Consider the following 22161-nt stretch of genomic DNA (forward strand, 5'->3'; position numbering starts at 1 on the left):
ATGAGGGTCATTCCTTCTGGGTGGAGGGCTCGGTGGGGGAGCGTCAGCCGGCCACGGGCCTGGACTGCGCCTGGATCGCCGTGATGGCGATGGTGGTGACGATGTCCTGGACCAGGGCGCCGCGCGAGAGGTCGTTGACCGGCTTGCGCAGACCCTGCAGGACCGGGCCGACCGCGACGGCGCCGGCGGAGCGCTGCACGGCCTTGTACGTGTTGTTGCCGGTGTTGAGGTCCGGGAAGATCAGCACCGTCGCGCGGCCGGCCACCTCGGACCCGGGCAGCTTGGTCAGCGCGACCGAGGGCTCCACGGCGGCGTCGTACTGGATCGGGCCCTCGATCAGCAGGTCGGGGCGGAGCGCGCGGACGATCTCGGTGGCCTTGCGGACCTTGTCCACGTCGGCGCCCGAACCGGAGGTGCCGGTCGAGTACGAGAGCATCGCGATCCGCGGCTCCAGGCCGAAGGCGGCCGCGGTGGTCGCCGACTGGACGGCGATGTCGGCGAGCTGCTCGGCGTTGGGGTCCGGGTTGACGGCGCAGTCCCCGTAGGCGAGGACCTTGTCGGCCAGGCACATGAAGAAGACCGAGGAGACGATGGACGCGTCGGGCTTGGTCTTGATGATCTCGAAGGCCGGGCGGATGGTGGCGGCGGTGGAGTGCACCGAGCCGGAGACCATGCCGTCGGCGAGGCCCTCCTGGACCATCAGGGTGCCGAAGTAGTTGACGTCGGTGACCACGTCGGCGGCCAGCTCGACCGTCATGCCCTTGTGGGCACGGGCCTTGGCGTAGTACTCGGCGAAACGTTCCCGCAGCGGGGAGGTCGCCGGGTCGATGAGCTGCGCGGAGGAGATGTCGATCCCCAGGTCGGCGGCCTTCTTCAGGATCGCCTGCTCCTCGCCCAGCAGGGTCAGGTCGCAGACCCCGCGGCGCAGCACCACGTCCGCGGCGCGCAGCACGCGCTCCTCGGTGCCCTCGGGGAGCACCACCCGGCGGCGCTCCGCGCGGGCCTGCTCCAGCAGGGTGTGCTCGAACATCATCGGCGTGACCCGCTCGGAGCGGGCCACGGACAGCACGCCGCGCAGTTCGGCGGTGTCCACGTGACGCTCGAACAGGCCGAGCGCGGTCTCCAGCTTGCGCGGGGTCGCGGAGTTCAACCGGCTCTGCAGGGAGAAGAGTTCGGCGGCCGTCGGGAAGCTGTTGCCGGCCACCGAGATCACCGGGGTGCCGGGCGCCAGCTTCGAGGCCAGCGTCAGGATGTCCTGGCCGGGACGCTCGTTCAGCGTGAGCAGCACACCGGCGATCGGCGGGGTGCCGGAGGTGTGCGCGGCCAGCGCGCCGATGACCAGGTCGGAGCGGTCCCCGGGGGTGACGACCAGGCAGCCGGGGGTCAGGGCGTTGAGGAAGTTCGGCAGCATGGCGCCGCCGAAGACGAAGTCCAGGGCGTCGCGGGCCAGACCGGCCTCGTCGCCGAGGAGCACCTCGCCGCCGAGCGCCCGGGTGATCTGGGCGACGGTCGGGGCCGACAGGTGCTTGTCGTCCGGGAGCACGTAGCAGGGCACGGGGAGCCGCGCGGCCAGCCGCTCCGCTATCACCTCGCGGTCCTCGGCGGCCACCCGGTTGACGACCATCGCGCCCACGTGGCAGCCCAGGGCCTCGTACGCCCGGTACGCGTTGCGGGCCTCGGCGCGCACGGCCTCGGCGGGGTGCTTGGTGCCGCCCACGACGGGGATGACCAGCGCGCCCAGCTCGTTGGCGAGGCGGGCGTTGAGGGCCAGCTCGTCGGGGAGGTTGGTGTCGGCGTAGTCGGTGCCGAGGACGAGCATGACCTCGTAGTCCCGGGCCACCTCGTGGTAGCGGTCGACGAGCCGCGAGACCAGCTCGTCGGTCCCGTGCTCGGCCAGGATGGCGGAGGCCTCGTGGTACTCCATGCCGAAGGCGGTCGAGGCGTCCTGCTCGATCCGGTAGCGGCCCTTGAGGAGGTCGAAGAGCCGGTCGGGCCCGTCGTGCAGCAAGGGGCGGTACACGCCCACCCGGCCCGTCTGACGGGTCAGGAGCTCCATGATCCCCAGCTCGACGACCTGCCGGCCGTCCCCCCGCTCGATACCGGTCACGTACACGCTGCGCGTCACGCGTGCTCTCCGTCCCAATCGTGTGAATGTCGGTACAGCCTCACCATGATCTTCGCCGCTGCGGGGCGGATCTACGAGTCGGATGTCCCGGTTGGTGTGGGCTTGACCTCTTGACGATACCCCCGCGGATCGACAGGACGCCCGCCGGGAAAAGGGCCTGTCCGGGCAGGTCCAAAGGCCTTCCCGGCGCCCCGCGAGAGGAGCACCACAGAGCGCGCTCCACCCCCTGCCCGTGGAACAATCGGACACGCTTCATCAATACGCCCTTCACACAGCCCTTCATATGTACGGCCGTCCGCCCGCACGCGAACGGTCAGGTACGACCAGGAGCAGGAGACACAGCACGATGCGTATCGGAGTTCTCACCGCAGGCGGCGACTGTCCGGGCCTGAATGCTGTCATCCGGTCGGTCGTACACCGTGCCGTGGTCGGGCACGGGGACGAGGTCATCGGCTTCGAGGACGGCTTCAAGGGCCTCCTCGACGGCAACTACCGCCCCCTCGACATCAACGCCGTCAGTGGCATCCTCGCCCGGGGCGGCACCATTCTCGGTTCAGCCCGGATGGAGCGCGCGCGCCTCCACGAAGCAGCCGAGAACGCCACCGAATTGGCGAAGACCTACGGCATCGACGCCCTGATCCCGATCGGCGGCGAGGGCACCCTGACGGCCGCCCGGATGCTGTCGGACGCCGGCATGCCCGTCGTCGGCGTGCCGAAGACCATCGACAACGACATCTCCTCCACCGACCGCACCTTCGGCTTCGACACCGCCGTCATGGTCGCCACCGAGGCCATCGACCGCCTCAAGACCACCGCCGAGTCGCACCAGCGGGTCATGGTCGTCGAGGTCATGGGCCGCCACGCGGGCTGGATCGCCCTGGAGTCCGGCATGGCCGGCGGTGCCCACGGGATCTGTCTGCCGGAGCGCCCCTTCGAGGTGGACGCCCTGGTCAAGATGGTGGAGGAACGTTTCGCCCGCGGTAAGAAGTTCGCCGTCATCTGCGTGGCCGAAGGCGCGCATCCGGGTGAGGGGTCCATGCCGTACGAGAAGGGCGCGATCGACCAGTACGGCCACGAGCGCTTCGCCGGCATCGGCAACCGCCTCGCCGTCGAACTGGAGCGGCGCCTGGGCAAGGAAGCCCGCCCCGTCATCCTCGGCCACGTCCAGCGCGGCGGCACCCCGACCGCCTACGACCGCGTGCTCGCGACCCGCTTCGGCTGGCACGCCGTCGAGGCCGTCCACCGCGCGGACTTCGGCAACATGACCGCCCTGCGCGGCACCGACATCGTCATGGCCCCGCTGGCCGACGCCGTCACCGAGCTGAAGACCGTGCCCGAGGACCGCATGTACGAGGCCGAGTCGGTCTTCTAACCCAGGGATTCCCGTGAATCCCGGGAAACCGGTCCCCCGGGCGGGTCCCAAGGCCCCCTCCGGGAGGACCTCCGCCCTGACTTCGGCGGCCGAACGGCCCCGGCGCAGTCCTCGTCTGGACGCGCCGGGGCCGTTTGCCGTAGTGAACTCCTGTGCGCGGTGTGTCCTACGACGCACCGCCTGCGACGGACCAGAAGCGGTCCACGATGTCGGCGAGGAACTGGCGCCCCGCGTCACCGCTGCCGGCCTGGCCCTCCCCGCCGCCCCAGCTCAGGGTGGCCACCATCTTCGACTGGTATTCGCCGTGCAGCTGCTCCAGTACCCGCTCCAGGTGGGCCTTGGGCACCGGCAGCAGCTTGGACAGCGGCTTCGCGTACGCCTGCCAGCGGGTGGTCGCCGCGCTGCGCAGCATGTCGGCCAGTTCCTCGTCCTTGCCGGTCGCCGTCACGAACTGGGCAAGGCTCAGTCCGAGCACCGTCGCCAGGGCGGCGGACTGCCGCTCGTTGCCCTTCCAGCGGCCGGTGTCCTCCATCTTCTGGTACGAGTTCGTGTCCAGGCCGATGCGCCGGGCCAGATCGTCCGCGGCCAGACCCCTGGAGATCCGGTGCTCCCGCAGGGTGACCGGCTCGGCGAGCAGTTCGCCGGGGGCGCACCAGAGCACGCCGGCGAGGGCCGTGACTTCGGCGGAGGTCGGCGATATCTCGCCACGCTCCCACCCCATCACGGTCTCGGGCGTGACGATCAGTCCGTACTGCGCGCGCAGGCCATAAGCGACATGGCCGGGCGCCATGCCCAGGGCCGCGCGGAGACGACGCGCGGCGGGGGCATTGAAAGGTGGGCTGGAGTGCACACGCCACACCGTAGGAGTGGCCGAGGTGCGGCGACTACAGACCAAACAAACAAGCCCATACCTCGTAGGAACGTCCTATGGAGTAAAGGGCTTTGGTCGGTTTTCCCAGCGACTGTCCGGTAATCGGGTCGATCGGTGATCCACTTCCTAGCGTACGTTTTCAGCCGCTCGAAGCGATAGCCCCGTGCATGACCTCCGTCACAAGCCCGGGAACGTCATGAACCGGCCATCCGGCCGGTACGTACTCCCGGGCGGAGGCCCTCGCTCACGGGGGTGGCGAGGGCCTCCCGGAATTCGCTCCTTGCCTTGACGCCGACGTCAAGGATTACGGTCGGGCCATGCGAATCGGCGAACTGGCCGAGCGGGCGGGCATCAGCACCCGGACGCTCCGGTACTACGAGTCACGGGGGCTGCTGCCCGCGCGGCGTGACGGCAACGGCTACCGCACCTACGACGAGGACGACCTGCGGCTGCTTCGCGAGATCCGCACGCTCCAGGACTTCGGCTTCGAGCTGGAGGAGACCCGCCCGTTCGTGGAATGCCTGCGGGCCGGGCATCCGGCGGGCGACTCCTGCCCGGCCTCGCTCGTCGTCTACCGCCGCAAACTCGACGAGCTGGACGCCCTGCTCGGCCGGCTCACGCAGGTGCGCGACCAGGTGGCGGGCCAGCTGGCCGAAGCCGAGGCCGAAGCGGCGGCGCGGCCCAGATGCGAACTGACCGGCTGAGGCCGCAGGACCGGAAGCCCGCAGAACCAGAAGCCCGCAAGCCCGCATGACCGCATGACCGCATGACCAGAAGACTCAGGAAGAGGGGAAAGACGATGAAGGCTCACGGTGTGGCAGAAGTGACCGACGCCGACTTCGAGGCGGAGGTGCTCGGCGAGCGCGGCCGGCCCGTTCTCGTGGAGTTCACCGCGGACTGGTGCGGCCCGTGCCGCCAGCTCGCGCCCGTCCTGTCCGCGATCGCCGCCGAGGAGGCCGAGCGGCTCAAGGTCGTCCAGATCGACGCGGACAGCAACCCCGCCACCCTCGTGCGGTACGGGGTGCTGTCCATGCCGACCCTGCTCGTCTTCCGCGACGGCGAGCCCGTCCAGCAGATGGTCGGGGCCCGCGCCAAGCGCAAGCTCCTCCAGGAGCTGGAGGAGCACATGGCGCGGGCGGCGGCCCCGGCCGCCGCTACGGCATCGGCCTGAGCCAGACCGTGGCCAGCGGCGGGAGGGTCAGGCGCAGGCTCGCCGCCCGCCCCTGGGACGGCACCGGCTCCGGCCGCAGCGGCTGCGTGTGGTGGACGCCGCTGCCGCCGTAGGGCTCGAGGTCGGTGTTGAGCACCTCCCGCCACAGCGGCACCTCCTCCGGGACGCCGATCCGGTACGCGTGGCGGACCACCGGGGAGAAGTTCGAGACGCACAGCAGCGGTGAGCCGTCCTGCGCGAACCGCAGGAATGCGAAGACGTTGTCCTCCGCGGCGTCCGCCTCCACCCAGGCGAAGCCCTCCGGCACGGTGTCCCGCTCCCACAGGGCGGGCGCCGCCCGGTAGGTGCGGTTCAGGTCGCCCACGAGGCTGCGTACGCCCCGGTGGTCGCCGGCCGCCGCGTAGGAGGAGTCCAGCAGCCACCAGTCCGGCCCGTACGTCTCGGACCACTCCGAGCCCTGTGCGAACTCCTGCCCCATGAAGAGCAGTTGCTTGCCCGGGTGGGCCCACATGAAGCCCAGGTACGCCCGGTGCGCGGCCCGCTGCTGCCACCAGTCGCCGGGCATCTTCGAGACCAGCGAGCGTTTGCCGTGCACCACCTCGTCGTGCGAGATCGGCAGGACGTAGTTCTCGCTGAACGCGTAGACCATCCCGAAGGTCATGTCGTGGTGGTGGTACTTGCGGTGCACCGACTCCTTCGACGCGTAGCGCAGGGTGTCGTGCATCCAGCCCATGTTCCACTTCAGGCCGAAGCCCAGCCCGCCCCCGTCGGTGGGACGGGTGACGCCCGGCCACGCGGTGGACTCCTCGGCGATCGTCACCACGCCGGGGCAGCGCCGGTAGACGGTCGCGTTCATCTCCTGGAGCAGGGCCACCGCGTCCAGGTTCTCCCGGCCGCCGTGCTCGTTGGGGGTCCACTCGCCCTCGGAGCGCGAGTAGTCGAGGTAGAGCATCGAGGCCACCGCGTCCACGCGCAGCCCGTCCACGTGGAACTCCTGGCACCAGTACACGGCGTTGGCGACGAGGAAGTTGCGCACCTCGCGGCGGCCGTAGTCGAACTCCAGCGTCCCCCAGTCCGGGTGCGCGGCCCGCTGCGGGTCGTGGTGCTCGTACAGCGGCCGCCCGTCGAACTCGGCGAGCGCCCAGTCGTCGCGCGGGAAGTGCGCGGGCACCCAGTCGACGATCACCCCGATCCCGGCCCGGTGCAGGGCGTCCACCAGGAAGCGGAAGTCGTCGGGGGTGCCCATCCGGGAGGTCGGCGCGTAGAAGCCGGTGACCTGGTAGCCCCACGAGCCGCCGAAGGGGTGCTCGGCGACCGGCATCAGCTCCACGTGCGTGAAGCCGAGCTCCGTGACGTACGCGGGCAGCTGCTCGGCCAGCTGCCGGTACGAGAGCCCCGGCCGCCAGGACGCCAGGTGCAGCTCGTACACGGAGAAGGGGGCCTGGTGCGGCGGGCGGTCGCCGCGCGCGGCCATCCACTCGGCGTCCTGCCACACGTAGCGGGAGGCGGTGACCACGGAGGCGTTGGCCGGCGGGACCTCCGCGTGCTTGGCCATCGGGTCGGCCCGCAGGGTGTGCGAGCCGTCCGGGCGGGTGATGTCGTACTTGTACAGCGCGCCCTCGCCGACCCCGGGCAGGAACAGCTCCCACACGCCGGTCGCGCCGAGCGAGCGCATCGGATAGGCGACGGAGTCCCAGTGCGAGAAGTCCCCGGTGACCCGCACCCCCTGGGCATTGGGCGCCCACACCGTGAACCGGGTGCCGGCCGTGCCCTGGTGCTCCATCGGCTCCGCGCCGAGCGCCGTCCACAGTTCCTCGTGGCGGCCCTCGCCGATCAGGTGCAGGTCGAGCTCACCGAGCGCGGGCAGGAAGCGGTAGGGGTCGTGGACCTCCACCTCGTCGCTGTCGTACGCCACCAGCAGCCGGTAGTCCGGTACCCCGTTCAGGGGCAGCAGACCGGAGAACAGCCCGTCCCCGTCGTCGAAGAGCTCGGCCCGCAGCCCCTTCGCGAGGATGGTCACGGCCTTCGCGTACGGGCGCAGCACCCGGAAGGACACCCCGCTGCGCTGCACGCGGGCACCCAGCACCCCGTGGGGGTCGTGGTGGCGGCCCTCCAGGAGCCGGGCCCGTTCCTCCGCTCCCAGCGCGGGCGCCGGCCGGACCCCGTGCGGCGGGGCGGCCCGGCGGGCCCGCGGGGGCCGGGCCTTCTTCGCACCACCTGCTTCAAGGGTGGCGGCTGCGGGGGCGGCGGGGGTGGTGACGGCGACAGCGGTTTCGTCGCGGACGGTCGGTGACGGCTGTCGTGCGGCGCTCACGCGAGCGGCCTCCTCGGGGGCTTCGGGTGGGGGGTGGCTCCGCCGGGGGCGGGGGGATGAGTGCGGTGGGAGGGGGGACGCTGCGGCTCGGACAGCCGGCGGATCGCCGCCATCGGCACGTGCAGCCAGTCGGGTCGGTGCCGGGACTCGTACCGGGCCTCGTACACCGCCTTGTCGGTCTCGTACGCGCGCAGGAGTACGGGGTCCTCGCGCGGGTCGCGTCCGGTGGTGCGGGCGTAGCCCTCGCAGAAGGCGGCCCGGCAGGCGTCCGCCCAGGCGGGGGCGAACGGCCGGTGCGAGCGGGCGGCGTAGTCGAAGGAGCGCAGTATCCCGGCGATGTCCCGCACCGCGGGCTCCGGGCGGCGCCGGTCGGCCAGCGGCCGGGCCGGTTCGCCCTCGAAGTCGATCAGCGCCCAGCTGCCGTCGGCGGTGCGCAGGGTCTGCCCCAGGTGCAGGTCCCCGTGGATCCGCTGGGCGGGCACCCCGGCCCCGCGGGAGGCGGCCAGTGCGTCGAAGGCCCCGCGCAGCCCCGCTTCGTAGGGCCGCAGCGCGGGCACCTCGCGGGCGGTGGCGGCGAGCCGTGCGGTCATCCCGGCGGCCAGCCGGGCCGTCTGCTCCGGTCCGAGCGCGACGGTCGGCAGGGCTCCGGCCAGCGCGTTGTGCACCTCGGCGGTGGCCCGGCCCAGCGCGTGCGCCTCGGCGGTGAAGTCGGCCCCGGCGCGCAGCCGGTGCAGCGCGAGCTGCCAGCCGTCGTCGGAGCCGCGCAGGTACGGCTGGAGCACGCCCAGGGTCAGGGGTTCGGAGCCGGGCAGCTCGGCCTCGTACCAGGCGACCGGCGCGGGCACCCTCGCGCAGCCGGCGGCTGCCAGGGCGCGGGGGAGCTCCAGATCGGGATTGACCCCGGGGCCGACCCGTCTGAACACCTTGAGGATGTACGAATCCCCGTAGATCAGGGAGGAGTTGGTCTGCTCCCCGGACAGAGGCCGGGGGGTGGGGGCCTCGGGGATCACGGCGGCCGGGTCCCGGTCGAAGCGGAGCGGGCCGAAGGTTCCGGGGGAGCGCAGCCGCTCCAGCAGCAGCGAGGCGATCCGGGGATCGCCGAGGCCCTCGTAGACCGACTGGCCGGCGTAGGGGCCCTGCTCCGCGCGGCCGATCAGCGCGGGTGCGAGCGCGGGCGGCAGCGGGCTCGGGCGGATGCCGAGCAGCAGCTGGTAGCAGTCCCCGTCCACGTCCAGCAGCAGGTGCAGGAGTCCGGGCGAGGAGCCCGGCGGCAGCAGTTCGGCGGCCGAGATGCTCCGGAGCCTTCCGATGGTGCGGCCCTTGCCCGCGAACCAGCGCTGCGCGGGCAGCCAGGCCCTGAGCATCGGCTCCAGCGGGCCGAGCCCGGCGGCCCGGTCGGCCGTGAGCCATTCCCGGGCGGATGCAGCCTCCGACATGGCGTCGCGTCCTTTCCCCGGGCCGTCAAAGAATGCGCATTGTGTCCCGGATCGCGGTAGTTGCTTCTCCGGTGTGTGCGAGTGTCGGGTCAGGATGGTCCGTACAGGGGCGGGCGGTTGACCCATTCGCCGCGCCCGCCCCGGGTCCGGTGCCTACTCCGTGCGCAGGCGGAACCAGTAGAAGCCGTGGCCCGCCAGGGTCAGCAGGTACGGCCACTCGCCGATCGGCGGGAAGCGGACGTCGCCGGTGAGTTCCACCGGGACCCGTCCGTGGAACGACCGCAGATCCAGTTCGGTGGGCTGCGCGAAGCGCGAGAAGTTGTGCACGCACAGCACCAGGTCGTCTCCGTACTCGCGGAGGAAAGCGAGCACCGCCGGGTTCGACGAAGGCAGTTCGGTGTACGAGCCGAGACCGAAGGCGGGGTTCGCCTTGCGGACTTCGATCAGCCGGCGGGTCCAGTGCAGCAAGGACGAGGGCGACGCCATGGCCGCCTCGACATTGGTGACCTGGTACCCGTGGACCGGGTCCATGATGACCGGCAGGTTCAGCCTGCCCGGATCACACGAGGAGAAACCGGCGTTGCGGTCCGGGGTCCACTGCATCGGGGTGCGCACCCCGTCGCGGTCGCCGAGCCAGATGTTGTCGCCCATGCCGATCTCGTCGCCGTAGTACAGCACCGGCGAACCGGGCAGTGACAGCAGCAGGGCGGTGAAGAGCTCCATCTGGTTGCGGTCGTTGTCGAGCAGCGGGGCGAGCCGGCGCCGGATGCCGATGTTGGCCCGCATGCGCGGGTCCTTGGCGTACTCGGCGTACATGTAGTCGCGCTCTTCGTCCGTGACCATTTCGAGGGTGAGCTCGTCGTGGTTGCGCAGGAAGATGCCCCACTGGCAGCTCTGCGGGATGGCCGGGGTCTTGGCCAGGATTTCCGAGACCGGGTAGCGGGACTCTCTTCGCACGGCCATGAAGATGCGCGGCATGACGGGGAAGTGGAAGGCCATGTGGCATTCGTCCCCGCCCTTGGCGAAGTCGCCGAAGTAGTCGACGACGTCCTCGGGCCACTGGTTGGCCTCGGCGAGCAGCACGGTGTCCGGGTAGTGCGCGTCGATCTCGGCTCGGACCCGCTTGAGGAGGGTGTGGGTGCGCGGCAGGTTCTCGCAGTTGGTGCCCTCCTCCGCGTACAGGTAGGGCACGGCGTCGAGGCGGAACCCGTCGATGCCGAGGTCGAGCCAGAACCGGAGCGAGGAGATGATCTCCTCCACGACGGCCGGGTTCTCGTAGTTGAGGTCCGGCTGGTGGGAGAAGAACCGGTGCCAGTAGTACTGCTTGCGGACCGGGTCGTACGTCCAGTTCGAGGTCTCGGTGTCGACGAAGATGATGCGGGCGTCCTGGTACTGCTTGTCGTTGTCGGCCCACATGTAGTAGTCGCCGTAGGGCCCGTCCGGGTCCTTGCGGGACTGCTGGAACCACTCGTGCTGATCGCTCGTGTGGTTCATCACGAAGTCGATGATCACCCGCATGCCCCGGGTGTGGGCGGCGTCCACGAACTCCACGAAGTCGGCGAGGTCGCCGAACTCGGGCAGCACGGAGGTGTAGTCGGAGACGTCGTAGCCCCCGTCGCGCAGGGGCGAGGCGAAGAACGGCGGGAGCCAGAGGCAGTCGACGCCGAGCCACTGGAGGTAGTCCAGCTTGGCGGTGAGCCCCTTGAGGTCACCCACGCCGTCGCCGTTGCTGTCGTGGAAGGAGCGGACGAGGACCTCGTAGAAGACCGCCCGCTTGAACCAGTCGGGGTCGCGGTCCTTGACGGGGGTGTCCTCGAAGGTGTCGTGGACGGGATCGTTGATCATCATGAGGTGGGTGACCCTCCGGTGGGCGGGGACGGTCGCAGGGCGGCCAGTACGTGCGCGGGCGTGCGGCCCGGCTCCAGACGTACGTAGTTCGCCCTGCCCCAGTGATAGGTCTCGCCTGTGAGCTCGTCGCGCACCGCGAGGGACGCGTGCCAATCGAGGCCGAGTACCGGCATGTCCAACGAGACCGTCGCCTCCTGGGTGTGGTGCGGATCGAGGTTGACGACCACCAGTACGGAATTTGCTCCCGAGTGCTTCGAATAGGCGATCACCTGTTCGTTGTCGGTCGGGTGGAAATGGATGTCGCGCAGCTGCTGGAGCGCGGGGTTGCGGCGGCGCATCCGGTTCAGGGCGGTGATCAGCGGGGCGATGGTGCGGCCCTCGCGGTCGGCGGCGGCCCAGTCGCGCGGGCGCAGCTCGTACTTCTCCGAGTTCAGGTACTCCTCGCTGTCCTCCTTGACCGGGGAGTTCTCGCAGAGCTCGTAGCCGGCGTAGACCCCCCAGGTCGGGGAGAGGGTGGCGGCGAGGACCGCGCGGATCTCGAAGGCGGGACGGCCGCCCTGCTGAAGGTAGGCGTGCAGGATGTCGGGGGTGTTGACGAAGAAATTCGGCCGCATGACGGAGGCCGAGCGGGTGTCCGCGAGCTCGGTCAGGTACTCGGTGAGCTCGGCCTTGGTGTTGCGCCAGGTGAAGTACGTGTAGGACTGCTGGAAGCCGATGGCGGCGAGGGTCCGCATCATCGCGGGCCGGGTGAAGGCCTCGGCCAGGAAGATCACGTCCGGGTCGGACTTGTTGATCTCCGCGATCACCTTCTGCCAGAAGACCACCGGCTTGGTGTGCGGATTGTCCACCCGGAAGATGCGGACGCCGTGCTCCATCCAGTGCCGCAGGACCCGTACCGTCTCCTCGACGATGCCGGGCATGTCGGCGTCGAAGTGGATCGGGAAGATGTCCTGGTACTTCTTCGGCGGGTTCTCCGCGTACGCGATCGTCCCGTCGGCGCGGTGGCGGAACCACTCCGGGTGCTTCTCCACCCACGGGTGGTCCGGGGAGCACTGCAGGGCGAAGTCCAGCGCCACCTCGATGCGCAGCTCGCGCGCCTTCGCCACGAAGGCGTCGAAGTCCTCGAGGGTGCCCAGGTCCGGGTGGACGGCATCGTGGCCGCCCTCGGTGGAACCGATGGCCCAGGGCACGCCCGGATCCCAACTCCCGGCGGAGAGGGTGTTGTTGGGCCCCTTTCTGAAGGTGCTGCCGATGGGGTGGATGGGCGGCAGGTAGACCACGTCGAAGCCCATGGCGGCGACGGCGGGAAGCCGCTCGGCGGCCGTCCGGAAGGTCCCGCTGACGGGCTCGGCGCCCGGTTCCAGCACCGCCCCCTCCGACCGGGGGAACATCTCGTACCAGGAGCCGAAGAGGGCCCGCTTGCGCTCGATCAGCAGCGGCAGCGGCTTGGAGGCGGTGACCAGCTCCCGGTACGGGCGCTTCGCCAGGGTCTGCGCGACCCGAGGATCGACGGCGGCCGCGTACCGTACGGCGACCTCGCGGTCCTCGTCGCGCATCGCGTCGGCGGCGGCGAGCACCGTCTCGCGCCCGTCCCGCTTGGGAATCTTCGCGGCGGCCCGCTCGTAGAGCTCCGCGCCTTCGAGCAGGGTGAGCCCCGCGTCGATCCCGGCGGGGATCTTGATCGCCGCGTGGGCCCGCCAGGTGGCCACCGGGTCGCTCCACGCCTCGACGGTGTACGTCCACCTCCCCTCGACCTCGGCGGACACCCGGGCCCCCCACCGGTCGGTGCCGGGAGCGAGCTCGGACAGCGGCACGGGAGGCCGCAGCCGCCCGCTCGGATCGCGCAGCACGACATGGGCCGCCACGGCGTCGTGCCCCTCGCGGAACACGGTGGCGGAAATCTCGAATACCTCGTCCACGACCGCCTTGGCGGGTCTGACGCCGCAGTCGACGGCAGGGCGGACGTCCAGCACGGGAATGCGACCGATCATGATGGGATCACCTGGGGGCAGTTCGCAGGGCTCGGTGACAACAGGCCAGCCGGCATGGCGGCTGGTAGTGCACGCTCTGTTCGCTCTGTTTCTAGCTGCTCGGAAGACGGCTGGGCTGCGGGCATGGCCGCTCCTGTCCGCGTTCACTCGGGTGGCGGGAGAGGTTCGGGGGAGGGTGCGCCGTGCGCGTACCCGGGAGCCCTTCCCACTCCAGCCCGGACCATTCCGCGTCCTTGGTTAACTACTCGTACGTACTCGCACGGGTATCCCCAAGCCCCGGCTCGACATCCATCGATGCTCCGTCAACTCGGACAGGACTAACGGATGTCCACGCCGCGGGTGCAGGGCGCGCGAGAGGCAATGGCCCGTCACCCCCGAGTGGCGGGGAGAGGAGCACGGCACATGCACACCGAGGACCGGCACGAGTCGCTCTCCTCCCGGCTCCGCTCGCCCGACCCCCGGGTGCGGGAGGCGGCCGCGCGGGCGGTGGCGGCGGTGGTGTGGGCGCCGGAGGCGGAGCGGGAGCTGGCCTCCGCGCTGGCCGCGGCAGTCGTACGGGAGGAGGACGCGCAGGCCCTGGCCGCGCAGGTCGACGCCCTGTCCTGCGTCGAACCGGCTCTGGGCGACCGGGAACTGGACCGGCTCGTCTTCCGGCGCTCGGAGTCGCCCGCGCTGGCCCGGCTGGTGGCGCGGGCGGCGCGGCTGCAGGTCTGCGAGCCGCCGGAGCCGTTCGCGGACGCGACGCGGGTCATCGTGCGCACCCTCGGCGGAGCCCCGCACCGCGGGCTCGCGCTCCGTACGCCCCTCGGTGCGCGGGTGGTGCTGGAGCGCATCGAGTTCGCCCGGAGGGAGGTCGACTACCTGTCCCACGGCATGACGGCCCGCCTCACGCTGTCCGGCCCCGGCGCGCGGGACCTGGCCTACCTCGACGTCCTGGACGCCGCCCCGGGCCCGCGCGGGTACGCACAGCGGCTCCGCTCGCCCGATCCCGGACTGCGGGAGCACCCGGACGACCCGCCGGAACAGGGGCCCCGCTGAGGCGCCATGGCCGGGCCGGGGTCGCGGCGCTAGCCTTCCGAGGGTGACGCTCGCGGTGCACAGCGTGGTGCGGCCGCTTCGATCCGTAATCCCCTGCGAAGGTGGAACGCGTGAAGGCTATCCGTCGATTCACCGTGCGCCCCGTCCTCCCCGAGCCCCTTTCCCCGCTCGCCGATCTCGCGCGCAATCTGCGCTGGTCCTGGCATGCGGAGACCAGGGAGCTCTTCCAATCCGTCGATCCCGAGGGCTGGCAGGCAGCCGGCGGGGATCCCGTCCGGCTGCTCGGCGCCGTGTCCGCCGGGCGGATCGCCGAACTCGCCGGGGACCGGCGGTTCCTGCGGCGGCTCGCCGTCGCCGCCGCCGATCTCGATGACTACGTCCACGGCGGGAGGTGGTACCAAGGCCACGAGGCGGCCGAGGAGCTGCCCGCCGCCATCGCCTACTTCTCTCCCGAGTTCGGGATCACCGCCGCCCTGCCCCAGTACTCGGGCGGGCTCGGGATCCTCGCCGGGGACCACCTCAAGGCCGCCAGCGACCTCGGCGTACCCCTCATCGGCGTCGGACTGCTCTACCGGCACGGGTACTTCCGCCAGTCCCTCTCCCGGGACGGCTGGCAGCAGGAGCACTATCCGGTGCTCGACCCCAACGAACTGCCCGTCGCACTCGTGCGGGAGGAGGACGGGGCTCCGGCCCGGGTCTCGCTGAGCCTGCCCGGCGGGCGGGCCCTGCACGCGCACATCTGGCAGGCCCGCGTCGGCCGGGTGCCGTTGCTGCTCCTGGACTCGGACGTCGAGGACAACGACGCCGCGGCCCGCGAGGTGACCGACCGGCTGTACGGGGGAGGCAGCGACCACCGGCTGCTGCAGGAGATGCTGCTCGGGATCGGCGGGGTGAGGGCCGTACGGACCTACTGCCGGATCACCGGGCATCCCGACCCCGAGGTGTTCCACACCAACGAGGGGCACGCGGGGTTCCTGGGACTCGAGCGCATAAGGGAACTGGAAGGGCAGCAGGGACTCGGCTTCGACGCCGCCGTCGAAGCCGTGCGCGCCGGGACCGTCTTCACGACGCACACCCCGGTGCCCGCCGGCATCGACCGCTTCGACCGGACCCTGGTGGCCCGCCACTTCGGCGAGAGCGGCGAGCTGGCCGGCGTACCCGTCGACCGGATCCTGGAGCTCGGCGCCGAGACCTACCCCGGCGGCGACCCCGGGGTGTTCAACATGGCCGTCATGGGGCTGCGCCTCGCCCAGCGGGCGAACGGGGTCTCCACCCTGCACGGAGCCGTCAGCCGGGAGATGTTCGCCGGGCTCTGGCCGGGCTTCGACCCCGCCGACGTGCCCATCACCTCCGTCACCAACGGCGTGCACGCGCCCACCTGGGTGGCTCCGGAGGTGGTCCGGCTCGGAGCCCGCCAGATCGGCGCCGGGCGCACCGAGGACGCGCTGTCCGTAGGCGGCTCCCAGCGCTGGGACGCCGTCGCCGACATCCCCGACCAGGACGTCTGGGACCTGCGCCGGGTGCTCAGGGAGCAGCTCGTGCAAGAGGTACGGGACCGCCTGCGCGCCTCCTGGCGCCAGCGCGGGGCCGCCGCCGCCGAGCTGGGCTGGGTGGACTCCGTACTCGACCCGGACGTGCTGACCATCGGCTTCGCCCGCCGGGTCCCGTCCTACAAGCGGCTCACGCTGATGCTGCGCGACCCCGAGCGGCTGCGCAGGCTGCTGCTCGACCCGGACCGGCCCGTGCAGATCGTGGTCGCGGGCAAGGCGCACCCGGCCGACGACGGCGGGAAGCGGCTCGTGCAGGAGCTGGTGCGGTTCTCCGACGACCCGCGCGTGCGCCACCGGATCGTGTTCCTGCCCGACTACGGCATGGCCATGGCGCAGAAGCTCTACCCGGGCTGCGACGTCTGGCTCAACAACCCGCTGCGTCCGCTGGAGGCCTGCGGGACGAGCGGGATGAAGGCCGCGCTGAACGGCTGCCTCAACCTGTCCGTCCTGGACGGGTGGTGGGACGAATGGTTCGAGCCGGACTTCGGCTGGGCCATCCCGACCGCCGACGGCCTCGGCACGGACGAGGACCGGCGCGACGACCTGGAGGCGAACGCCCTCTACGACCTGATCGAGGGCCGGGTCGCACCCCGCTTCTACGACCGGGCCGGACGCGGCGGACTTCCGGTGCGGTGGATCGAGATGGTCCGGCGCACCCTCGTCTCACTGGGACCCAAGGTGCTGGCGGGACGCATGGTGCGGGAGTACGTGGAACGGCTCTACGCGCCGGCCGCGCTCTCCCACCGCGCCCTGACCCCGGAAGCGGCCCGGGACCTCGCCTGGTGGAAGGGGCGGGTCCGGGCGGCCTGGCCGCAGCTCACCGTCGAGCACGTGGAGGCCGCGGCGGCGGGCCCGGTCGGCGGCACCGCCGAACTCGGGGCCACCCTCACCCTGCGCGTGCAGGTCTCGCTCGACGCGCTCGCGCCCGAGGACGTGGAGGTGCAGGCCGTCGCGGGCCGGGTCGACGCCCAGGACGTGATCCAGGGCGGGCGGACCTTCCCGCTCAAGCCCGCCGGCGGACCGGACCTGGAGGGCCGCTGGCTGTACGAGGGCCCGCTCGCCCTCGACCGTACGGGGCCCTTCGGGTACACCGTACGGATCCTGCCGGCGCACCCGCTGCTGGCGACCCCGGCCGAACTGGGCCTGGTCGCGGGCCCCGTGGCGAGCACCGACACGGACGCGGGAGGCGGCGTACTCCTGCGGTAGCGGGGGCCTCGAAGACGGGACCTCAGGGGGCGGGCGGCGGGTCCACCAGCCGCCCGTCCTCCACCAGCATCCCGGCCCGCTTGACGCTGCGCAGGGTCGGGATCACCTCCACCTGGCCCACCCCCTCCACCGCGCCGATCCGCTCGGTCAGATAGGTGTAGAGCTCCTCGGTGTCCCGGCACAGCACCACCGCCATCAAGGAGGCCGCCCCGGTCACGGCCGCCGCGAACGCCACCTCGCGGTGGCTCGCCAGGGCGGCTCCCACCTGCGCGAGGCGGGCCGGTGGAACGGTCAGCACCAGCGTCGCCTCCGCCTCGTAGCCCAGGAGCGCGGGGGCGAACTCCACGTCGAAGAAGAGCGCCCCGAGATCGCGCAGCCGCTCCAGCCGACGCCGGGCGGTGGACTCGGACAGGCCGCTGGCGCGCGCCAGTTCCGGATATCCGGCGCGGCCGTCGCTGCCCAGCACCGAGAGCAGCCTGAGCTCCGGCTCGTCCAGCACGTACCGGTCCGGCCCCGGCTCGGCGGGGGGCCGCTGCATGGCGGCGATCTGGTCGGGGCGCATCAGGTCCATGCCGGCCCAGGAGTCGGGCCCGCCGAAGAACTTCCGCAGGATGGTGTGGGCGCTGATGCCGGTCACCCGGCGGGTGCGCGGCAGCTTCTCCAGGAGCAGGGTGTCCCGGTCCTTGCGGGTCCGGGCCCTCGTCATGCAGTGGATCTCGGTACCGCCCGAGTTCAGGTTCACCCACGCGATGTCCGGGCGGCGGGCCAGCGCCTCGGCCACCGGGAGGGCCGCGTCGGGGGCGCACTGCACCCGCAGCCAGGACTCGAAGAGCCCGACGCGGCTGCCCAGCGGCAGTCCGACGACCCGGATCAGGCCGGTGGTCCGCAGGCGCCGGTAGCGGCGTACGACGGTCTGGTCGGAGACCTCCAGCACCTCGGCGAGCCGGCTGAAGGGGGCCCGGCCGTCGATCGTGAGGGCCTGGACCAGGGACCGGTCGAGCGCGTCCAGCTCGGTGTCGTTCACGGTTTCCATCATCGCAGAGTCTCCGATGACGGAAATCCGGCATGAGGGAGCTTCCGGGTGGGGGATCGGGGCGGGTCGCTGAGACCTTGGCGTCACCGGGGATCCGCCCCTGGACCCCTGCCCCTCCGTGCTCCGAGGAGAATCCCCATGCGTAAATGGCTGCCCCTGACGGCGGTGTGCCTCGGGGCCTTCATGCTCCTGGTCGACGTCACGATCGTGACCGTCGCCCTGCCCGACATGGCCGCCGACATGAAGACCGGGTTCTCGGGCCTCCAGTGGGTGATGGACGTCTACGCCCTCGCCCTGGCCGCCCTGCTCCTGGGAGCCGGATCGCTCGCCGACCGGATCGGCCGCCGCCGCGTCTACCTCGGCGGGCTCGGGCTCTTCGCCGCCGCCTCGCTCGCCTGCGGTCTGGCGAGCGGGCCGGCCGCGCTGATCGCCTTCCGCGCCGTCCAGGGCATCGGCGGCGCCGCGATGTTCGCCACCACCATGGCCCTGCTCAGCTCCGCCTACCAGGGCCGCGACCGGGGCGTCGCCTTCGGCGTCTGGGGCGCGGTCAACGGAGCCGCGGCCGCGGCCGGCCCCATCATCGGCGGACTGCTCACCGAGCAGTTCGGCTGGCGCTGGATCTTCTTCATCAACCTGCCCGTCTGCGCCCTCGCCGTCTACGTCACCCTCAAGGCCGTCACCGAGTCCCGCGACCCGCACGCCAAGGGCCTGGACCTGCCCGGCATGGTCACCTTCACCACCGGCGCCGCCGCCGTCACCTACGCCCTGATCCGGGTCGGCGAGAACGGCTGGACTTCCGCGACCACCCTGGCCCTGTTCGCGCTGAGCGCCGCCGCCTTCGCGCTCTTCGTCCTCGTCGAACTGCGCAGCTCCCGCCCGATGCTGGACCTCTCGCTGTTCCGCAGTCCGACCTTCGTGGCCGTCATGGCCGCGGCGCTCCTGATGTCCGGCGCCGCCTTCGGGTACCTGATGTACGTCTCCCTGTGGCTGCAGAGCGCCGAGGGCATGGGCCCGGTCGCGGCCGGCCTGACGATGCTGCCGATGAGCCTGGCCGCCTTCGTGGTCGCCGCCGTGACCGGCAAGCTGATGCACGGGGCCCCGGCCCGGCTCACCATCGGCGGCGGGCTGTTCCTGATCGGCGCGGGCGCCCTGCTCCAGGGCTGGATGCTCGACGCCGGGGACGGCTGGACGGCGCTGGTGGCCGGTCTGGCCGTCACCGGAGTGGGCGTCGGCATGATCTCCCCGGCCCTCGCGGCCGCCGCGATGGGGGCCGTTCCCCCGGCCCGCGCCGGGATGGCGGGCGGCGCCCTGAACACCGCGCGCCAGCTGGGCATGGCGCTGGGCATCGCGGTGCTCGGCGCGGTCTTCCAGTCCGGTCTGGAGGACGGGCTGGCCGGCTCCGGCCAGCCGCACGGCACGGCCGAGGCGCTGGCTTCGGGCGGCGCGGCCCGGCTGCTGCACGCGGTTCCGGGGGCCGGCCAGTGGGTGGAGACGGCCTTCGCGAGCGGGCTGCGGGACACCTTCTGGGTCTCCGGGGCGATGGGCCTGGCGGGTGCGGTGATCCTGGTGGCGCTGGTCCGCCGGCCCGCCGCGGCCCCGCAGGGTCCCCAGGCGCCGCAGGGTCCGACCGGCCTGAAGGGCCCTCGGAGCGGCGAGGTTCCGGCGGGCGAACGCGCCGCCGTCTGAGTGGTCTTGGCCGCGCACGCAGCCCCGTACGCCCCGGATCCCGCGCGGATCCGGGGCGCCCGGGCGTTCGGGAGGGGCGGGGGACCGGGAGGGTGAACCTTCGAACGCGCCTCCGTGCCAAATCGTTTCAGCGGGGCCGTCCGCTCCTACGCTGCCCGCGGATGCCCACCGGACCGGGCACCCGAGGAACCCGAGGAACGGACTCCCCATGCGCCTTCGCACCACCGCCACCGCACTCGTCGGAGCTCTCGCGCTCGTCCTGCCGACCGCCGGGCTGTCGTACGCGAACGACCACGACGACCGCGAACACCTCGGCACGCTGCACTACCGCTTCGTGGACGATGACGGCGACCGGCGTGACGGGCGGATCCACCCGGCGGACAACGACACCTGCTACCGGCTGACGAACACCACCTGGAACCGGCCGGCCACCAGGGTGGAGAACGACACCGAGTCCCTCGCCGTGCTCTTCCAGGACCGCAACTGCGGCGGGACGGCGGAGGCGGAACTGGAGCCGGGCGAGGTGCTGCACGACACGGAGGTGCGCTCCGCCCTCTTCAAGCCGACGGACAACGACGACCGCCACGAGGGACGCCACGACGGGCGTCACGACGGCCGCGGTGACGACCGCGACGACTGGGGCCGCCACGACGGTCGCGACGACGACGACCGCAGCCACGGCCCCCGCGCCGCCCAGGGGCGGGCCCAGTCGGCCCCGGACTTCTTCCGCTCTGTCTTCCGCACCATCGGCTGACCTGCGCCGAACAGCGGGAGGGCCCGGCACCCCGAGGGGTACCGGGCCCTCCCGCGTACGGGCGCGGCTCAGCCGGCGGCGGCCGCGGGCGCGGGCGTGGTCGGGGCTGCGGGGGCGGCGGTCGCGCCGTCCGACAGCCAGCGCACCACGTCCGCCGCCGTGTACGGCTCGGCGTTCGGGGCCAGCTCCGGAAGGAACGACAGGTCCTTGCCGATGGTCACCAGCGGAGGCTCCACACGGCCGTGCGGCCGACGCTGCGCCAGCCCGATGGTGGCCAGCAGGCCGTTGCACAGGCACTGGCGGCCCTTGGTGTCGGCCTCCTCGCCGCCCTTGCGGACGTACGCGGCGACCGGCTCGGCCGCACAGCGGTAGACCAGGCCCCGAGGACTCCGTACCGGCGTGCGCAGGAACCCGAGGTCGCAGACCCGGCGCCGGGCCGCGGCCACCTCCGGCTCGGAGACGGTCCCCGGCAGGTCCGCCACCTTGAAGGGGAACGAGGTCGGCGAGGCCTCGGGGTCGTTGCGCACCGACAGGGTGCCCGTGTGGGCCCGGCCCAGCAGCTCCTCGCGCAGGTGGCGGACCATCCCGGACTCCTCGCACAGCGCGAACGCGCTGCCGACCTGGACTCCGGTGGCCCCCGCGGCGAGGGCCGCGGCCACCGCCCCGGGGCCGGCCTGGCCGCCGGCGAGCCAGAACGGCAGCCCCAGGGCCGTCATCTTGGCGAGATCCGGGTTGTCGCGCGGGCCGTAGACGGGCTCGCCGGTCTCGTCGAGCTTCATCGGACCGCGCGGCGGGGCGCTGTGCCCGCCCGCCTGGCTGGTCTCGATCACGAAGCCGTCGGGTCGGGTGACCTCGTCCCGGGCCAGGTAGGTGGCCAGGACCGGGAGCGAGACGATGGCCAGCACGTGGGGACGGCGCAGCGGGCCGGGCAGGTGCCCGGCGAGCAGGGCGCACGGGTCGAAGAGGTGCTCCAGCGGCTCCTCGTCGCCCTCCACGTGGATCTTGCTCACACAGCGTTCGTAGCGCGCCAGCCGCGAGGCGAGGGCAGGGATCTGACCGGGGACTCCCGCGCCCACGAGCACGTAGTCGACGCCTGCCAGGATCGCGCCGAACATCGCGGGGGCTGTGGCGAGCTGGATCTTCTCCAGGTAGTTGATTCCGATGACACCGTCATGTCCCTCCTTGGCGAGCCAGACCTCGGCGAAGTTGCCGAGGACGGTGAGGATTTCGGCCTGGGCCCCGCCCGTCGCCCGCAGGCGCGGGGTGGTGCGCATCGCCGCGCCCTCCGCGAGGCCCTCCTCGCGGAAGTAGAGGTCGAGCGCGCTCTGGGCGAGCTCCGGGAGCGGGAAGGCGGCCAGGGCCCGGCGGGCGTGGCCGCCGGGGTCGCCGGTCTGGAGCACGCGGGCCAGTACGACGTCCAGGGCCGTTCCCGAGACCACGCCCAGCTGACCTTCGCCGGACACGGCCCTGGCCAGCCGCCAGCCGGAGACGCCGACGCCCATGCCGCCCTGGATCAGCCAGGGGTGCTGCGCGGCGGGGGTGGTCGTGGGGGGCTGGGGCATGGGTCACGTCCTCGGAATCACCCGAACCTACGGTTCCGTAGGTTCGCTGATTTCCACTATGACCCTGGCGCGGCCCGCCGAAGGGCGCCGAAGGTCCCGGCCCTGGGGGGAACTGGACCCTGCCCGGCGGGGGCCAATGGAACAGGGCCGCCCGGGGAGTGTGCTCCCGGGCGGCCCCGTGGTCCAGCGGTTCAGCTCTGGTTC

15 protein-coding genes are annotated in these 22161 nt (G+C 72.1%); 7 read left to right on the plus strand and 8 right to left on the minus strand.

Going from position 1 to position 22161, the window contains the following annotated elements; genetic code table 11:
• Nucleotides 1-43 precede the first annotated feature (43 nt).
• The gene (gene pta / locus OHU74_RS25150; RefSeq protein WP_371617973.1) at nucleotides 44-2125 is read right to left on the minus strand and encodes a phosphate acetyltransferase; all 2082 of its coding nucleotides are present in this window, start codon (nucleotides 2123-2125) and stop codon (nucleotides 44-46) included.
• A 346-nt stretch (nucleotides 2126-2471) separates the two neighbouring features.
• Between pta and OHU74_RS25155 the strand changes: the two genes are divergently transcribed.
• Nucleotides 2472-3497, plus strand: a complete 1026-nt coding sequence (locus OHU74_RS25155; protein WP_371617974.1) for an ATP-dependent 6-phosphofructokinase — start codon at nucleotides 2472-2474, stop codon at nucleotides 3495-3497.
• 166 nt (nucleotides 3498-3663) lie between these two features.
• Here the strand turns inward: OHU74_RS25155 and OHU74_RS25160 are convergent, their stop codons facing one another.
• On the minus strand, nucleotides 3664-4287 hold the full coding sequence (locus OHU74_RS25160) for a helix-turn-helix domain-containing protein (protein WP_371619802.1): 624 nt from the start codon (nucleotides 4285-4287) through the stop codon (nucleotides 3664-3666).
• A gap of 398 nt (nucleotides 4288-4685) precedes the next feature.
• Here OHU74_RS25160 and OHU74_RS25165 point away from each other — a divergent pair, with 398 nt between their 5' ends.
• Nucleotides 4686-5072, plus strand: a complete 387-nt coding sequence (locus OHU74_RS25165; RefSeq protein WP_371617975.1) for a MerR family transcriptional regulator — start codon at nucleotides 4686-4688, stop codon at nucleotides 5070-5072.
• 95 nt (nucleotides 5073-5167) lie between these two features.
• Entirely contained in the window at nucleotides 5168-5539 is a 372-nt protein-coding gene (gene trxA / locus OHU74_RS25170) for a thioredoxin (RefSeq protein WP_371617976.1), read from the plus strand.
• Here trxA and glgB read toward each other — a convergent pair.
• The 4 genes from glgB to OHU74_RS25190 all read right to left on the minus strand — a co-directional run bounded on the left by glgB (nucleotide 5523) and on the right by OHU74_RS25190 (nucleotide 13128).
• Nucleotides 5523-7853, minus strand: coding sequence for a 1,4-alpha-glucan branching enzyme (gene glgB / locus OHU74_RS25175; protein WP_371617977.1), 2331 nt, complete (start codon nucleotides 7851-7853; stop codon nucleotides 5523-5525). The two genes, trxA and glgB, sit on opposite strands and share 17 nt — an antisense overlap.
• Nucleotides 7850-9289: a maltokinase gene (locus OHU74_RS25180; RefSeq protein ID WP_371617978.1), complete on the minus strand. Its 1440-nt coding sequence runs from the start codon at nucleotides 9287-9289 to the stop codon at nucleotides 7850-7852. Before OHU74_RS25180 ends, glgB begins: the two co-directional genes overlap by 4 nt.
• 153 nt (nucleotides 9290-9442) lie before the next feature.
• Nucleotides 9443-11137, minus strand: a complete 1695-nt coding sequence (gene treS, locus OHU74_RS25185; RefSeq protein ID WP_330298653.1) for a maltose alpha-D-glucosyltransferase — start codon at nucleotides 11135-11137, stop codon at nucleotides 9443-9445.
• Nucleotides 11134-13128, minus strand: coding sequence for a maltotransferase domain-containing protein (locus OHU74_RS25190; protein ID WP_371617979.1), 1995 nt, complete (start codon nucleotides 13126-13128; stop codon nucleotides 11134-11136). The genes treS and OHU74_RS25190 overlap by 4 nt, the downstream gene beginning before the upstream one ends.
• Nucleotides 13129-13530: 402 nt before the next feature.
• Between OHU74_RS25190 and OHU74_RS25195 the strand changes: the two genes are divergently transcribed.
• A complete protein-coding gene (locus OHU74_RS25195; protein WP_371617980.1) occupies nucleotides 13531-14166 on the plus strand; it encodes a hypothetical protein in 636 nt (211 codons plus the stop codon).
• Between the two features lie 110 nt (nucleotides 14167-14276).
• Nucleotides 14277-16922: an alpha-glucan family phosphorylase gene (gene glgP, locus OHU74_RS25200; RefSeq protein WP_371617981.1), complete on the plus strand. Its 2646-nt coding sequence runs from the start codon at nucleotides 14277-14279 to the stop codon at nucleotides 16920-16922.
• Between the two features lie 22 nt (nucleotides 16923-16944).
• Here glgP and OHU74_RS25205 read toward each other — a convergent pair whose 3' ends face one another.
• Nucleotides 16945-17955, minus strand: coding sequence for an Lrp/AsnC family transcriptional regulator (locus OHU74_RS25205; protein ID WP_371619803.1), 1011 nt, complete (start codon nucleotides 17953-17955; stop codon nucleotides 16945-16947).
• Nucleotides 17956-18093: 138 nt separating this feature from the next.
• On the opposite strand from OHU74_RS25205, the gene OHU74_RS25210 reads away from it, so the two are divergent.
• Together OHU74_RS25210 and OHU74_RS25215 are read left to right on the plus strand one after the other, a co-directional pair.
• Nucleotides 18094-19641, plus strand: coding sequence for an MFS transporter (locus tag OHU74_RS25210; protein WP_371617982.1), 1548 nt, complete (start codon nucleotides 18094-18096; stop codon nucleotides 19639-19641).
• A gap of 208 nt (nucleotides 19642-19849) precedes the next feature.
• Complete coding sequence (locus OHU74_RS25215; RefSeq protein ID WP_371617983.1) at nucleotides 19850-20395, plus strand: hypothetical protein; 546 nt, start codon at nucleotides 19850-19852, stop codon at nucleotides 20393-20395.
• Nucleotides 20396-20463: 68 nt separating this feature from the next.
• Here OHU74_RS25215 and OHU74_RS25220 read toward each other — a convergent pair whose 3' ends face one another.
• Nucleotides 20464-21957 (minus strand): nitronate monooxygenase, encoded by a 1494-nt coding sequence (locus OHU74_RS25220; RefSeq protein ID WP_371617984.1) that lies wholly within the window; start codon nucleotides 21955-21957, stop codon nucleotides 20464-20466.
• Between the last annotated feature and the right edge of the window lie 204 nt (nucleotides 21958-22161).

Origin of the sequence: Streptomyces sp. NBC_00454 (assembly GCF_041434015.1) — a bacterium.
Taxonomy (GTDB): Bacteria; Actinomycetota; Actinomycetes; order Streptomycetales; family Streptomycetaceae; genus Streptomyces.

Excerpts from the sequence above, each read along its gene's own strand:
- OHU74_RS25155 (WP_371617974.1), top strand. The coding sequence starts at position 2,472 with ATGCGTATCGGAGTTCTCACCGCAGGCGGCGACTGTCCGGGCCTGAAT.
- OHU74_RS25160 (WP_371619802.1), bottom strand. The coding sequence starts at position 4,287 with ATGGCGCCCGGCCATGTCGCTTATGGCCTGCGCGCGCAGTACGGACTG.
- OHU74_RS25165 (WP_371617975.1), top strand. The coding sequence starts at position 4,686 with ATGCGAATCGGCGAACTGGCCGAGCGGGCGGGCATCAGCACCCGGACG.
- trxA (WP_371617976.1), top strand. The coding sequence starts at position 5,168 with ATGAAGGCTCACGGTGTGGCAGAAGTGACCGACGCCGACTTCGAGGCG.
- OHU74_RS25180 (WP_371617978.1), bottom strand. The coding sequence starts at position 9,289 with ATGTCGGAGGCTGCATCCGCCCGGGAATGGCTCACGGCCGACCGGGCC.
- treS (WP_330298653.1), bottom strand. The coding sequence starts at position 11,137 with ATGATGATCAACGATCCCGTCCACGACACCTTCGAGGACACCCCCGTC.
- OHU74_RS25190 (WP_371617979.1), bottom strand. The coding sequence starts at position 13,128 with ATGATCGGTCGCATTCCCGTGCTGGACGTCCGCCCTGCCGTCGACTGC.
- OHU74_RS25195 (WP_371617980.1), top strand. The coding sequence starts at position 13,531 with ATGCACACCGAGGACCGGCACGAGTCGCTCTCCTCCCGGCTCCGCTCG.
- OHU74_RS25205 (WP_371619803.1), bottom strand. The coding sequence starts at position 17,955 with ATGGAAACCGTGAACGACACCGAGCTGGACGCGCTCGACCGGTCCCTG.
- OHU74_RS25210 (WP_371617982.1), top strand. The coding sequence starts at position 18,094 with ATGCGTAAATGGCTGCCCCTGACGGCGGTGTGCCTCGGGGCCTTCATG.
- OHU74_RS25215 (WP_371617983.1), top strand. The coding sequence starts at position 19,850 with ATGCGCCTTCGCACCACCGCCACCGCACTCGTCGGAGCTCTCGCGCTC.
- OHU74_RS25220 (WP_371617984.1), bottom strand. The coding sequence starts at position 21,957 with ATGCCCCAGCCCCCCACGACCACCCCCGCCGCGCAGCACCCCTGGCTG.